At 46.0% G+C, this 14397-nt stretch carries 14 protein-coding genes; 13 read left to right on the plus strand and 1 reads right to left on the minus strand.

What is annotated here, in order from left to right; all coding sequences use genetic code 11:
• The first annotated feature begins 101 nt into the window (after window positions 1-101).
• Together ACHZES_RS24855 and ACHZES_RS24860 are read left to right on the plus strand one after the other, a co-directional pair.
• Entirely contained in the window at window positions 102-476 is a 375-nt protein-coding gene (locus ACHZES_RS24855; RefSeq protein ID WP_038280452.1) for a desulfoferrodoxin family protein, read from the plus strand.
• Window positions 477-604: 128 nt separating this feature from the next.
• Window positions 605-1762, plus strand: coding sequence for a DUF4317 domain-containing protein (locus tag ACHZES_RS24860; protein WP_038280455.1), 1158 nt, complete (start codon window positions 605-607; stop codon window positions 1760-1762).
• 3 nt (window positions 1763-1765) lie between these two features.
• On the opposite strand, the gene ACHZES_RS24865 is transcribed toward ACHZES_RS24860, so the two are convergent.
• Window positions 1766-2926 carry an acyltransferase gene (locus ACHZES_RS24865; protein ID WP_395547433.1) on the minus strand — a complete coding sequence of 387 codons (1161 nt, stop codon included), beginning with the start codon at window positions 2924-2926 and terminating at the stop codon, window positions 1766-1768.
• Between the two features lie 173 nt (window positions 2927-3099).
• Here ACHZES_RS24865 and ACHZES_RS24870 point away from each other — a divergent pair, with 173 nt between their 5' ends.
• From ACHZES_RS24870 to ACHZES_RS24920, 11 genes are all read left to right on the plus strand, one after another.
• Window positions 3100-4839 carry a restriction endonuclease FokI C-terminal domain-containing protein gene (locus tag ACHZES_RS24870; protein WP_395547432.1) on the plus strand — a complete coding sequence of 580 codons (1740 nt, stop codon included), beginning with the start codon at window positions 3100-3102 and terminating at the stop codon, window positions 4837-4839.
• A gap of 20 nt (window positions 4840-4859) precedes the next feature.
• Window positions 4860-5528, plus strand: a complete 669-nt coding sequence (locus ACHZES_RS24875; RefSeq protein ID WP_154520965.1) for a Crp/Fnr family transcriptional regulator — start codon at window positions 4860-4862, stop codon at window positions 5526-5528.
• A gap of 112 nt (window positions 5529-5640) precedes the next feature.
• Entirely contained in the window at window positions 5641-7278 is a 1638-nt protein-coding gene (locus ACHZES_RS24880; protein WP_395547431.1) for a SulP family inorganic anion transporter, read from the plus strand.
• Window positions 7279-7873: 595 nt separating this feature from the next.
• Window positions 7874-8038, plus strand: a complete 165-nt coding sequence (locus tag ACHZES_RS24885) for a YezD family protein (RefSeq protein ID WP_353655096.1) — start codon at window positions 7874-7876, stop codon at window positions 8036-8038.
• Between the two features lie 89 nt (window positions 8039-8127).
• Window positions 8128-9000 carry a radical SAM protein gene (locus ACHZES_RS24890; protein ID WP_395547430.1) on the plus strand — a complete coding sequence of 291 codons (873 nt, stop codon included), beginning with the start codon at window positions 8128-8130 and terminating at the stop codon, window positions 8998-9000.
• A gap of 22 nt (window positions 9001-9022) precedes the next feature.
• Complete coding sequence (locus tag ACHZES_RS24895) at window positions 9023-9382, plus strand: NifB/NifX family molybdenum-iron cluster-binding protein (RefSeq protein ID WP_395547429.1); 360 nt, start codon at window positions 9023-9025, stop codon at window positions 9380-9382.
• 71 nt (window positions 9383-9453) lie between these two features.
• Entirely contained in the window at window positions 9454-10302 is an 849-nt protein-coding gene (gene nifH / locus ACHZES_RS24900; RefSeq protein WP_038280463.1) for a nitrogenase iron protein, read from the plus strand.
• A gap of 41 nt (window positions 10303-10343) precedes the next feature.
• A complete protein-coding gene (locus ACHZES_RS24905) occupies window positions 10344-11807 on the plus strand; it encodes a nitrogenase component 1 (protein ID WP_395547428.1) in 1464 nt (487 codons plus the stop codon).
• The gene (locus ACHZES_RS24910; protein WP_038280468.1) at window positions 11807-13105 is read left to right on the plus strand and encodes a nitrogenase component 1; all 1299 of its coding nucleotides are present in this window, start codon (window positions 11807-11809) and stop codon (window positions 13103-13105) included. The genes ACHZES_RS24905 and ACHZES_RS24910 overlap by 1 nt, the downstream gene beginning before the upstream one ends.
• A gap of 26 nt (window positions 13106-13131) precedes the next feature.
• Window positions 13132-13566: a NifB/NifX family molybdenum-iron cluster-binding protein gene (locus tag ACHZES_RS24915; RefSeq protein ID WP_038280470.1), complete on the plus strand. Its 435-nt coding sequence runs from the start codon at window positions 13132-13134 to the stop codon at window positions 13564-13566.
• Entirely contained in the window at window positions 13563-14393 is an 831-nt protein-coding gene (locus ACHZES_RS24920) for a transporter substrate-binding domain-containing protein (RefSeq protein ID WP_395547427.1), read from the plus strand. Before ACHZES_RS24915 ends, ACHZES_RS24920 begins: the two co-directional genes overlap by 4 nt.
• The last annotated feature ends 4 nt before the right edge of the window (window positions 14394-14397 follow it).

Consider the following 14397-nt stretch of genomic DNA (forward strand, 5'->3'; position numbering starts at 1 on the left):
GGCTTTGTTTGCCGGTTTAATTCTATTGTAAATTAATGGTAATTATGGTATAATGAGAATATAATTCAATAAAGATTCAAAAGACGAAGGAGGTTATTGCTATGAAGTTTTTAAAGTGTAACCGTTGCGGTAATATTGTAGCGGTTGTAGAGGAAAAGGGCGGTACCATTACATGCTGTGGAGAGAATATGCACGAATTGGTAGCCAATACAACAGATGCTGCAACTGAGAAGCACGTTCCAGTTATTGAGATTGACGGTCAGCATGTAAAAGTTACAGTTGGTTCCGTTGAACATCCAATGCTTCCTGAACATTTCATCGGTTGGATCGCATTAGAGACCAAGCAGGGCAATCAGAGAAAGATATTGAATCCAGGTGAGAAACCAGTCGCTGAATTCATGCTTTGCGACGGAGATGAAGTTGTTGCTGCATACGAATACTGTAATCTTCACGGATTATGGAAAGCAGATAAATAAAAAAATGAAAAGCTCACAGGCCTGATGGTCTGTGAGCTTTTTTTTTGATAATTCCAATGATTGACATCTTCCCCAATTTGCTCTAGTATTAATTCTGAAGTTTTACTTTAGGATAGGAGAGCCGTAGAATGAATAAGAAAGAAGCGAATGAAATAAAGAAACTGTTTACTCCTGCTAACTGTGCCATCAGCCGCATCTGTGGCTGTTATGTGGACGCGGAAAAAAACAAAAGAACGGAGATTAAGGAGGCGTTTTTGTCCCTCCCGGAAGAAGAAGCGTTTAAATATTTTACCATCTTTAGAAGCGGCCTGTCAGGGACGATCGGTAAAAACATGGTCAACATGGAGTTTCCCTTACATACGGAAGCTGAGGGCGGAACCCAGAACTTTCTGCTAAAGCTCCGGGACAGTCAATTAAAGGATGATGCTCTGATCGAGGAATTTTATGATAAGGTGATCGCAAGCTACGATTACGGCGAGAATTTTTACATCGTCCTCATCCATTGTGCCTACGATATTCCTGCAAGGTCCTCCGACGGCCTGGAAATGGATGATGCCTCTGATTTTGTTTATGAATTCATCCAGTGCTCCATCTGCCCGGTGAAGCTGTCAAAGGCAGGTCTTTGTTACAATACCGAGGCTAACGTAATCCAAAACCGCAGCAGGGACTGGATTGTGGAGGCCCCTGATACCGGCTTTCTATTCCCGGCCTTTACCGACCGGAATACGGATATCCACAGCCTTTTATACTATGCCAAAAACCCGGAGCAGATGCCGGAACGCCTGATTGACGAACTTCTTGGCTGTGTGATGCCTATGTCGGCAAAGAGCCAGAAAGAAACGTTCCAGGCCCTTGTGGAGGAAACGCTGGGAGATAACTGTGATTTTGAAACGGTTAAAAACCTGCACGAAAATTTAAATGAGATTCTTGAAGAAACAAAGGATGAACCGGCTCCTTTTACCTTGGACAAGTATCAGATGAAAAGACTGTTGGAGAACAACGGGGCCAGCCAGGAAAAGCTGGAGGAGTTTGAGCAGCGCTATAACGAAAACGAAGAAATGTCTGTGCCTCCCTTTATCGCTTCCAATGTAGTTAATACCAGAAGCTTTGAGATCAAGACAACGGATGTAAGTATAAAGGTAGCACCTGATAAGACTTATCTGGTAGAAAACCGGATGATTGACGGCCGGCCATGCATTGTCATCGGCATTAGTGAGCATGTGGAAATCAATGGAATCACAGTAAGGCCCATAGCAGCAGATAGAACAATGGAGCCGGAAGAGTAACACTCACCGGCTCCTTAATGGATGAAAAAGACGTTTAAAAAGGGTCTGGACACAAAGGACTACGGTCTGGTCAAAGAGAAATGCCGCCGCGGCTGACAAAACCAGAACCAGAATAAAGGAAAGCAGGGTGCTGCCCGCCATTCCGAGAGTAAGCTCGCCGATATTCAGCCGTTCCCTTACAAAATAGAGCACGGCCCAGTGAACCAGCAGGATGGAGTAGCTGTGCCGGATTAAGAAGTTCATCACGATCCCGGGCTTTGGAAGCCGGCTTTCCAGGGCGCGAAGCATAAGAAAGACTGAGGCTGCTAAGAGGATCATGGCAGGAGCGCCTTCCGCCAATAAAATGGCCTTATAATCAGGACGCAGGGCTGTACAGAGGACGGTAAAGAAGCAGGCAGAAAGGCCAAGTCCCCACCAGGCTTTCCTGTATTTTATGGAAATGGGTTGTGAAAAGTAATAGCCAAGTAAAAATACCCCTTCCCATGGGCTGATCATAAGGTCAAAGTTTAAAGGAAGGCCCATGGCAGGCAGATAAACCGCCAGACACCGGAAGAGAAGGATTAATACCGCCAGTCCATGAAGCATGGAGTCGTTTAGATGCTTTAAAAGGATGCTGAAAAATGGAGCCAGGATATAGAGAGATAAAATGACATAGATTACCCATAAATGGGGGGCCCACCCAATCGGGCCTGCCGCCATATCCTTTAAGGCCTTAAAAATTCCGCTTATAAAGCCAGAATTGAAATACTGGCAGGAGAGCAGGATATAAATGCAGTAGTAGCAAAAAAAGGGAATAGCCACCTGTAAAAATCTTTTATAGTAAAAGACAGCCAGGCTATCTTTTTGTTCCCGCAGGATCAAAGCGCCGCTGTTCATAATAAACAGCGTGTTGCAGACCAGAAGAATGGAAGAAAGGGACTGCACCGCTACCCAGGCTTTGGTACCGGCCGTGATATTCGCTGTGGAAACATCAAGACAATGGACTAATATTACAAAAAGAGCGGCAATAAGACGGACATAATCCAGGTAGAGAATCCTGCCTTTTCCGGCATCATTTCCTAAAAACAGATGTTTTATATAATTTCTGTCCTGGATCTGGCTCCTGATATGAAGGCAGCAGGAAATTGCAATAAAAGCCAGTATTGTCATCTGTAATTTTCCCATAAGTTCTGTTCCTTTCCGGTCCCGTTATTCTTGCGAAGGCTTGAGATTCTACCATTATATCACAGGAAGCCGGCCATCACAAACCAAACCCTTTGGGTGTCCCTTGGAAAATTTCGTGGTCAATCCCCAGAGGCTATGATATACTTAAGAAAAAGGAAACGTACAGAGAGGAAATGAAAGTGGCAGATCGGACATTTGGCTGGGTACAGGAGGCCTATACCCTGGATAACTTAAAAAATGTGGTATCCGCGTTCGTGCCGGATTCAAAGATCAACAGGATCCTGCGCACGGATAAAATACCCAGACTCATATCGGAAAAAGACGGGAGAGATGAGTTTATACGGGAATTAAGCGGCGAGGTAATTACCATTCCTTATACCCATTTAAAGGGAAAGGGGACACCTGTTGGCTATACAAGGAGCAATGCCCCATGTTCCGGGATCATCCAGGCAGTTCTGCCGGGGCAGCGGAAGGAATACCAAAGCGACTGGCCGGCAGATTCTTTTCTAAGATGGGCGGTCAGCATTGGTTTTCTTCATTACAGCCGGAACGATGATGTATGTTCCCTTTCCCCCCTGGGGCGCCAATATGCGGAGGCATCCGCAGAAAGCGAGGAGGAAGCGAATGCGCTAAAGACTGCTTTGCTTTCTTATCCGCCTGTTTGCAGGGTGTTGTCTCTGCTGGGAGAAGAAGGGCATCTGACAAAGTTTGAGATAGGTGCAAGGCTTGGCTTCATCGGGGAGGCAGGTTTCACCTCCATTCCCCAGTACATGATCCTTCAGGGACTGGCAGAGGCAGAAACTAGGGAAGAGAGAACAAAGCTTCTTCAGGATACGGAAGGAACCAGCGATAAATACGTTCGGACGATTTGCAGCTGGCTTTTGCAGATGGGCTGGATCAACAAGGTGCCAAAAGAGGTAACAGTTTCCATTGGGGGCTTAACCTGCACCGGAACCATTCCCCAGTCTTACCAACTGACATTAAAGGGAAGAACCATATTAAAGCATGTTACAGGGGTTTCAAAGTTTGCCAGGATTCCCAAGCGGGTGATGTGGGATATGCTGGCTACTAAGGTAGCTGACCGGGAGTATTTACGCAACCGTCGGACCCATATCATTAAATGCCTGGAAGGAGTCTACCGATCCCCTTTGCAGGTAAAGGAGTATTTAAAAGGCAAGGGCATGGAAGAAGAGGAGGAGACGATTCTCGATGACCTTCGAAGTTTTGAAAATATTGGGCTTCATGTAAAAAAGACAGGAAATACCTATCGGATCATGGATGAGATAACCGGTCTTGAACTGCCTTCTGAAAGCCATGGGCCGGTACCGGTAAAATCAGAGGTGTCCCTGTTAAAGGATTATTTAAGAACCCATTTGCTCCATGTGGATCACCGATATCTTATTCTTTTAGACTTAGGATTTGACGGAACTTCTGACAGGGATTATGAGATACAGACAGCCCAGCTTCTGACTGGAGAACTTAATTTTAAGGGAGCCAGGCTTGGCGATACCAGGAAGCCGGATGTGTGCGTATATTATGGAGAAAATGGGCTGATTATTGATAATAAGGCTTATGGCAAAGGGTATTCCCTTCCGATTAAGCAGGCTGACGAGATGTACCGTTATATAGAGGAAAATAAGGAACGGAATGAAAAGCTTAATCCAAACAAGTGGTGGGAAATCTTTGACAACGATGTGATTCACTATCACTTTGCTTTTATTTCCGGTGCCTTTACCGGCGGATTTAAGGAAAGGCTTGATAATATCCGGATGCGTTCCGGGATTTATGGAGCCGCAGTCAATTCCATGAATCTTCTTTTGATGGCGGAAGAACTAAAGTCCGGAAGACTGGGATACAAAGAATGTTTTAAGCTTTTTGACTGCAACGATGAAATTGTGTTACAACGTTCTTAGACACATGGAGGTTTGATGATATGGTGTTGGGAGAATACCTTCCTTTCTGGAATAAGCTGACAGAGAAACAGAGAATGCTTTTAAAAGAAAAAGCCAGGGAAGCCAGGTTTGAAAAGGGTATGCTGGTCCATGGCGGGGTAGATGGCTGCAGCGGGCTTTTGCTTGTGACCGAAGGTCAGCTAAGGGTTTTCATGTTATCGGATGAGGGACGGGAGCTGACGCTTTACCGCCTGCTTGAGCGTGATATCTGCCTTTTCTCCGGTCCCTGTATGGTTAAAAACATTCAATTCGATGTGACGGTGGAAGCGGAGCAGGATTCTGTGGTCTCTGTGATCCCGCCGGAGGTTTACAAGACGCTGATGGAACAATCGGCTGTTGTCTCCAATTTTACCAATGAGCTGATGGCTTCCCGTTTTTCCGATGTCATGTGGCTGATGGATCAGGTCTTAAACAAGAAAATGGATGGCCGCCTGGCTGCTTTTCTTTTAGAAGAGGGCAGACTTAACGGTTCTAAGGAACTTTCCATCACCCATGAGCAGATTGCCCATCACCTGGGAACTGCAAGAGAAGTGGTTACCCGGCTCTTACGGCTGTTCCAGGCAGACCACCTGGTAAAGATCACCAGGGGAAGCGTGGAACTCCTTGATGAAAGGGGCCTGGAGCTGCTGGCTGCGGACAGCCTGAGATAGGAATGTTTGTATTATTTCAAAAACATGGGAAAATTCCTTGCATTCTTCTCTTTTCACAGTTATATTAGAAAAAGTTTATGAAAAATTTATAATATACAGAGGAACAGGAAAGATGAAGGATTTTATCCCACAGTTTTTTTTATCAATGAAGCATTACACAAGGGAGCAGTTTGTAAAAGATGTCGTTTCAGGAATCATCGTGGCGATCATTGCTCTGCCCCTGTCCATCGCCCTTGCCCTGGCTTCCGGTGTGACGCCAGAGCAAGGGCTTTATACCGCCATTGTGGCAGGTTTTGTAATCTCCTTTTTAGGCGGCAGCAAGGTGCAGATCGCAGGGCCTACGGCAGCATTTGCTTCCATTGTAGCCGGAATTGTCTTAAAAAACGGGCTTGACGGCCTGGCTGCGGCAACCGTCATGGCCGGAATTCTCCTGGTTATCATGGGATTTTTAAGGCTGGGAAGTTTAATTCGCTTTATTCCGTATACCATTACAACCGGATTTACAGCCGGTATTGCAGTGACTATATTTATCGGCCAGATAAAGGATTTCCTCGGTCTTACCTTTGAAAAGGCACCGGTGGAAACCATGGAAAAGCTGGAGCAGGTAGTGCGTACCATCGGAACCTTTAATCCCATGGCATTGGTGATTGGAATGATCGCCCTTGCCGTACTGATCATCTGGCCCAGATATTTTAAAAAGGTGCCCCCATCTTTGATTGCAGTTATTCTTACAGCTGCTTTGGTAAAGGTACTGGATCTTCCTGTTCATACCATCGGGGACTTATATACCATTTCCCCAAGCCTTCCGGCACTGCATATTCCGAAGCTGTCTTTCGCCATGATGGGAAAGGTCATGCCTGATGCAGTGACCATTGCAGTGTTAGCCGCCATTGAATCATTGCTGTCCTGCGTTGTGGCTGACGGCATGATAGGCAGCAGGCACAATTCCAACATGGAACTGATCGCCCAGGGCGTTGGAAATACCTTTTCCGCCTTGTTTGGAGGAATCCCTGCGACTGGCGCCATTGCCCGGACAGCCGCCAACGTAAAAAATGGGGGAAGGACTCCTGTGGCCGGAATGGTTCATGCGGTTCTTCTGCTGTTGATTCTTGTTTTTCTCATGCCTTATGCAGCACTTATTCCTATGCCTACCATTGCAGCGATTCTGTTTATAGTTGCTTACAATATGAGCGAGTGGAGAGAGTTTGTTTCAATCGTAAAGACCTCTCCGAAAAGCGATTGGTCGGTGCTAGTGGTAACGTTTGCCCTTACTGTGGTATTTGATCTGGTAATGGCCATTGGCGTAGGCCTGGTTATTGCTTCTTTGCTGTTCATGAAGCGGATGGCAGATGTGGCAGAGGTAAATGGCTGGAGGTATCTTGATGATGAAGAGGATACTGATGGGGACCACATTGATTTAAAGCCGGTTCCGGGGCATGTAGCCGTATTTGAAATCAATGGTCCAATGTTCTTTGGAGCTGCAGATAAGATATCCAAGGTGGTCTTGGAAGATGGAAAGAGAGTACTGATCCTTCGTATGCGGAGCGTTCCGGCCATGGATACAACTGCCTTAAAAAGCCTAAAAAAGCTTTACAATGGATTAAAAAGAAAGAACATCACACTGGTATTATCCCATGTAAACGAGCAGCCTATGTCAATGATGGAACGGGCGGGATTTGTAGATGATATGGGAAGAGAGAATATTGCGGGATGTATTGATGAGGCTTTAATGCGCGCCTCCGTTTTATAAAAGCCCTAAAGGCAAAAATCAGGCCATAAGAAGCCGGCGAAATGAATTTTTCGGCTTCTTATGGCTTTTCCATTTTCGATGAGCCATTGATCAATTGGGTAAATGAAGAGGACAAGCTGCTAAAAAAATATCATGGAAATATAAAAAAATTGTTGACATCACCAAAAGATGATACTATAATCAATACATATTAAACCTACAAGAATAATAGGATATACAAGAAAGGATGTAATTCATATGAAAAACACAATGGTTTCTGCCAGAGTTAATCATCTCTCAAGCTTTGAAAAAATGGATTGCTGTTGTTGTAAAACTGTGTGTATGTATATGAATACAGCTTATTTTTGTATGTATTAGAATACCTGGATCCGCAGCGGCAGGATTTTAGCAGGTACTATAATTGTACCTGTTTTTTTTATAAGCGGAAATAGATGATAAATTTCATCAGTAACACCACTTAATCAATCCATACGGGCAGGAAGATGCAGAAGATACGAAAGATGCGTCAAATACATATAAAAAGAACCACCTGAGAAAAAAGAATCCGGGCCAGGGCTTAGAGGAAGGCCCGGCGGCGATCCATAAGTGAGAGAAGGTGATTCCGATATCCTATTCAAATGCTTCTGATCAAGAAAAAGAATACGTCAGGCTGATCCATGAAATGGCCAGCCACGTAAAGTTTGGTTCCATCACTATCACGATTCAGGATGGAAAGATCGTACAGATCGAAAAAATAGAAAAAATAAGATTAAAGGACTGACTGGACAACCGGAGGTTCTGATAAGCAGGAATGCGTATCAGGAGAAGGTTGTCTTTTTTTGTATCCTGATTTAAGAAAGAGAGATTAATATGGCAAATACATATCAAAACCTGCAAAAGTCACACCCATGCTTTGGAGGAAATAAAAACAACGTGGGCCGGATCCACCTTCCGGTAAGCCCCGGCTGCAATATTTCCTGTAAGTTCTGCGACAGAAGGATCAACGACGAGGAGGAGAGGCCGGGAGTGACCTCTAAGGTGCTCACTCCTTCACAGGCGCTGGAGGTTCTTGACAAGGCTCTTACCCTTTGCCCGGAGATTATAGTGGCAGGCATTGCAGGGCCGGGTGATACCCTGGCTACGGATTATGCACTGGAAACCTTCCGTCTGGTAAAGGAACACCATCCGGAACTGATCAAATGTATGAGTACCAACGGCCTACTTCTCTATGAACGGGCGGATGAGATCATTGAAATTGGAGTGGAATCCGTGACCGTTACGGTAAATGCGGTGGATCCTGAAATCGAGGCAAAGCTGAACCGGTGGATCCTGTATCATGGGCGTATTTATGAGGGAGTCCAGGCAGCTGAGATCCTGATAGAAAACCAGTTAAAGGGCATCAAAAAGATAGCGGATGCAGGGATCACGGTAAAGGTGAACACCGTCCTGGTGCCAAACATAAACGGAGCGCACATTGAGGATATTGCAAAGGCTGTAAAAGAGGCGGGAGCATGCATCTACAACATTATCCCTCTGATCCCTCAATCGGAACTTTCCCATGAAACGGCCCCCGTTTGCCAGGAGATCGACGAGGCCAGAACTATGGCAGGAAAGCATATTGATGTTTTCCGCCATTGCCAGCACTGCCGCGCCGATGCAGTGGGCATGCTTGGGGGAAAGGATTTTGGAGATATGATATACCAGAGAAGGATCGCAGGAAGCGATACCTTTTCCCACGGATGAAGAAAGGGGGAGGTGAAACAACGTGAAATATAAGATTGCAGTGGCATCAACCGATGGAAAAGTGATCAACCAGCATTTCGGAAGAGCCGAGGTCTTTTACATCGTGGAGGCTGACAGCGGGGGTATGACATTCACCTATGAGGAAAGCCGGAAAACAGTTCCCGTATGCAGGGGACAGGAGCATGATAAATCACAGTTAAAAGCTGTGGCAGCCATGCTGAAGGATTGTGATTATATTCTGGTCAGCCGGATTGGAGCCGGTGCAAGGGCTGTACTGGATCAAAACAACATAGAGGCCTTTGAACTGCCGGGATATATTGAGGATTCCATCCGGAAACTTCTAGCTTATATTGAGGTACAGAAAAGCTTATGCGGGCTATAGAGAAAGCCTGACTTTGATTGAAGACTTATACGACAATTAATTATGCGAATCAGAAAGAGAGGATTTTATCAATGGGACAAATCAGACAGATAGCCATTTATGGGAAGGGAGGAATCGGAAAATCCACTACAACCCAAAACCTAACGGCAGGGTTAGTGGAGCTGGGGAAAAAGGTCATGGTAGTTGGGTGTGATCCAAAGGCAGATTCCACCAGGCTGCTCCTTGGCGGCCTGGCACAGAAAACGGTTCTTGATACGTTGCGGGAAGAGGGGGATGGTGTAGAGCTGGACCGCATCCTGAAGGAAGGCTATAAAGGAACCAGGTGTGTGGAATCAGGTGGCCCGGAGCCGGGGGTAGGCTGTGCGGGAAGAGGCATAATCACTTCCATAGGACTTCTCGAAAACCTGGGTGCATATACCGATGATTTAGATTATGTGTTTTACGACGTATTGGGCGATGTGGTCTGCGGAGGATTTGCCATGCCCATCCGGGAAGGAAAGGCCAAAGAAATCTACATTGTGGCAAGCGGGGAGATGATGGCCCTGTACGCGGCAAATAACATTGCAAAGGGCGTCAAGCGCTATGCAAAGACAGGAGGGGTGAGGCTTGGAGGAATCATCTGCAACAGCCGGAACGTAGACCGGGAACTGGATTTACTCCGCGCCTTTTCAAAAGAGCTTGGAACCAAGCTTCTCTACTTTGTTCCAAGGGATAACATTGTGCAGCATGCGGAGATCAACCGCAAAACAGTCATTGAATACAAACCCGATTCCAGCCAGGCAAATGAATACCGGAATCTTGCCCAGGCAATCATCGACAATCAGGATTTCACCATTCCCACTCCCATGGACCAGGAACGGCTGGAAGAGATTCTTTTTGAATTCGGACTTATGAACATCAATGACGATTATAAGATCTAAGCACAAATGTGCGAAGCATAGTCAAAGTTTGGAGGTTAAATATGGCAATTAATTTATCAAATTCAAATCTGGCAACCAGGGAGACCCGGCTAGGCTCCATAACCGGATATGTAGGAGACTTACATGATCTTGCCAGCCAGAGCAAATGCGGCAGCTTAAAGGGCTGCGGACGCTGTTTTTCACAGTCAAGTACCTGTCTATCCGGCTGTGCCCTCGGCCAGCTTGGAGGGATCCGGGATGTAGCGGTCATCCACCACGGCCCTTCCGGGTGCTCGGCCACGGCAAGTTCTCAGTACATCATTACCAATCAGGTGGCTGCTAAAAGAGGGGTCGTAAACAAATCCGTCTATATTGGTACAGATATGAATGAGAATGATACCATTTTCGGTTCCACAGAAGCGCTGGCGGATATCATTGTGGAGGTCAACCGGCGTTACCAGCCAAAGGCAATTTTTGTCAGCAGCTCCTGTGCCACGGGGATCATCGGAGAGGATATTGACAGCGTGGTGGATGATGTGAAGGACCAGATTCCGGTGCCTGTCATAGCCGTTCACTGTGAGGGCTTTAAATCACGGATTTGGGCGACTGGGTTTGATATATCCGATCATGCGGTATTAAGCGGAATCGTAAAGCCGCCAGAGCAGAAAAGAAACACCGTTAACTTTAAAAACTTTTTCGAAAGCGCCAGAAATGAAATCATTGAAATGTTTAAGAATTTTGATTTAGAGCCCATATTTTTATATGCCAACGCAACGGTGGAAGAACTGGAACATTTATCAGAGTCCGTTGCTACGACATGCATCTGCGGAGTTCTTGGAAATTATCTGGGCAATGGCTTAGAAGAGCTGTACGGCGTTCCCTATATTCGGACCATCAATCCCTTAGGGATCGTCGGATTTGAGACCTGGCTTAGGGAAATCGGAAGAGTTGCCGGCAAGCAGCTTGAAGTGGAACATTACATAGAAGAACAGAGAAAAATCTATATTTCCCAGATAGAAGCGGTAAAGAAAGAATTAAAGGGATTAAAAGCGGTTCTTGGAATGGGGCCGGGCTATACCTTTGAGGTGACGAGAGTGTTAAACGAGCTGGGAATTGAAGTGGTTTGGGCGCTGGCATGGCATTATGACAAGAAATACGAAAACGGGGATGTTCCTCCTGCCATGAGTTATCTTCTTGACAATGAGATCAATTTTGAAGCCAGTGTGGCGGACCAGCAGAACTTTGAGGTAATGAACATCTTAAATAAGTACCGTCCTGATTTATACCTTTCCCGCCATCCCGGCTCCACGGTATGGGCCATTAAACAGGGAACGCCGGCGGTCTATGTGGCGGACGAATACATGATATTCGGATATAAGCATACCCTGGAGTTCGCTCATACGGTTTTAGATACCATACGGAACCGGAGCTTTGAACAGAATCTGGCAAAAAGAGTGAAGCTGCCTTACACGGACTGGTGGTATAAGCAGGATGTGGGAAGCTTCTTAGAGGAGGGGATTGGCTGATGGCGAAGATCTTAGATAAACAGAGGTATAAATGCGCGATGAGTGCCATGCAGACCGTTCAGGCAATCGAACGGGCGATTCCTGTCCTTCATTCCGGTCCGGGTTGTGCCCAGAAGCTCTCTAATTCCTCGGGAAGCTCCGGCTATTTTTCACCCAACATCTATCCCTGTACCAGCATCAACGAAAGGGATGTTGTATTCGGAGGTGTTAAAAAACTTGAGTCAACCATCAAGCATTCCCTGGATGTCATTGATGCCGATTTATATGTGGTATTGACCGGCTGTATCCCGGAGATCGTGGGTGACAACACCGAAGAAGTAGTGGAAGGGTTTCAGGATGCCAAAAAGCCGGTAATCTATGCCTCCACCGCAGGCTTTAAGGGCAACAACTACAAGGGCCACGAGCAGGTGGTGGATGCGATCATTGACCAGCTTTTGGAACGGTCAGATATCCGGGTAAAAAATCTGGTGAATATATGGGCGGATGTGCCTTATCAGGATGAGTTCTGGCTGGGAAACTTAAGAGAGCTTGAAAAACTGGTTAAGGAACTTGGTCTTACGCCGAATACGATATTTGGCTATCAAAGGGGATTAAGCAACATAAAGAGGATACCGCAAGCCGAATTTAACTTACTGGTGTCGCCTTGGGTCGGGCTTAATAATATGAAGAACATGGAGAAGAAGCTTGGAATCCCTTACCTCCACTATCCCACTCTCCCCATAGGGGCCTTTGAAACCAGTAAATTCCTTCGGGAAGTGGGCAGGTTTGCAAGAGTGCCAGAGGAGAAGATTGAAAGCCTGATTGCTGAAAAAGAAGCTTATTATTACTACTACATCGAACGCTATGCGGATTTATTCCTGGAGACCAGAGTCATGTCAAAGCAGTTTACGGTGGTAGCCGACGCCCAATATGCCCTTGGTATTACGAAGTTCCTGGTCAATGATCTGGGTTTATTTCCCGCCAAGCAGTTCGTGACGGATGACACCCCAAGAGAATTCAGGGAAAAGGTCTGTTCCTATTTTAAGGAACTGAATTTTGGCATAGAAGCAGAGATGAGCTTTGAGACCGATGGCTACAAGATCCACAACGAGATCAAAGCCCATGACTATCATGGATATCCCCTGATTCTTGGAGGACATTGGGAGAAAGAGATCGCAAAGCAGACCGATGCCCATTTCCTTAATGTATCCTGGCCGGTCAATGAAAGACTGGTCATGAACAGCTATTATGCAGGATATGACGGAGGCTTAAAGCTGATCGAAGACATCTATTCCGTTGCCAGAACAAGATTCAATTAACAGGCGGGTTTCATGGAGGGAGTATTATGCCATATAAAATTGCGGTTGCATCTTCTGACGGAGAGAATATTGATATGAATTTTGGGGCGGCCCATGAATTTTTCATCTATGAAGTGGGAGAAGAAGGGGAGTATGCCCTTTTGGAAATAAGAGAAGCACAGAAGGAAGCTGGGGGGCTTTCCTTCTGTCAGGACGGGTGCAAAGGAAGGGGATGCGAAGGCTCTCACGAAAACCAGCCCAGGGTAGATTCCATAACAGACTGCCGTTGTGTCATCTGCAAAAAGATCGGTTTCCATATTCAGAAACAGCTTGAGAAAAAGGCGGTCGGCGCCTTTGATGTGGAAGGGAAAATTGAAGACGCAATGGAGAAAATCACATGGTATTTTCACCGGATGGATCATCATCAGTCACTTCGGGGAATGGCGAATGAAACATTAATAGGAAAGGAAGGCAGGGAATGATGAATCAATGGATAAAAAAAATCGTTATAAAAGCAGTTCTTACAGCATTGGGAGCCGCAATGCTGACAGGATGCGGCAAGAAAACAGCGGCCGCAGACACCGGGGTCACGAAAGTGGTGGTAGGAACCGGTAATGCCTATGCGCCGTATTGCTATCTGGATGAGAAAGGAGACCTTGCCGGATATGAGTACGAGGTTTTAAAGGCGGTAGATGAGCTGCTTCCCCAGTATGAATTTGAATATCAGACCTCAGATTTTGCCAATGTGCTGATTTCCCTTGATGCGGGCAAGATTGATCTTGCAGCTCATCAATACGAATGGAACAAGGAAAGAGATGAAAAATATTTATTTGGAAAAGAACCATATACCACCTATGTGACCTACCTTGCCGTAACCGGTGACCGGACGGACATTAAGTCCCTTGATGATTTAAAGGGCCGGAAGGTAAAAAGCTCCACCGGGTCAAATTCTGTGTATATCCTGGAGAATTATAATAAAGACCATCCGGATAATCCCATAAAGATTGATTATGTGGATAATTCGACCGATGAAGAGACTGTTACAGGCCTTGTAAACGGTGTCTGGGATGCCACCATCCTGACAAAGCGGGATACGGAAAAGCTGAATCAAAACTATGGAGGCGGCAGGGACGTCTTAAAGGTGACGGGAGAATCGGTCCAGTCTTCTTCCACATACTTCGTATATGCAAAAGACAATACCGGGTTGCAGGAGGCAGTGGATGGAGCGGTAAAACAATTAAAGGAAAGCGGAAAGCTTGCACAGATATCAAAGGATGTAATCGGCGGGGATTATACGGAAAGCGAGTAATGGT

It is taken from the genome of Lacrimispora sanguinis (assembly GCF_044987295.1).
Lineage (GTDB): Bacteria > Bacillota > Clostridia > Lachnospirales > Lachnospiraceae > Lacrimispora > Lacrimispora celerecrescens_B.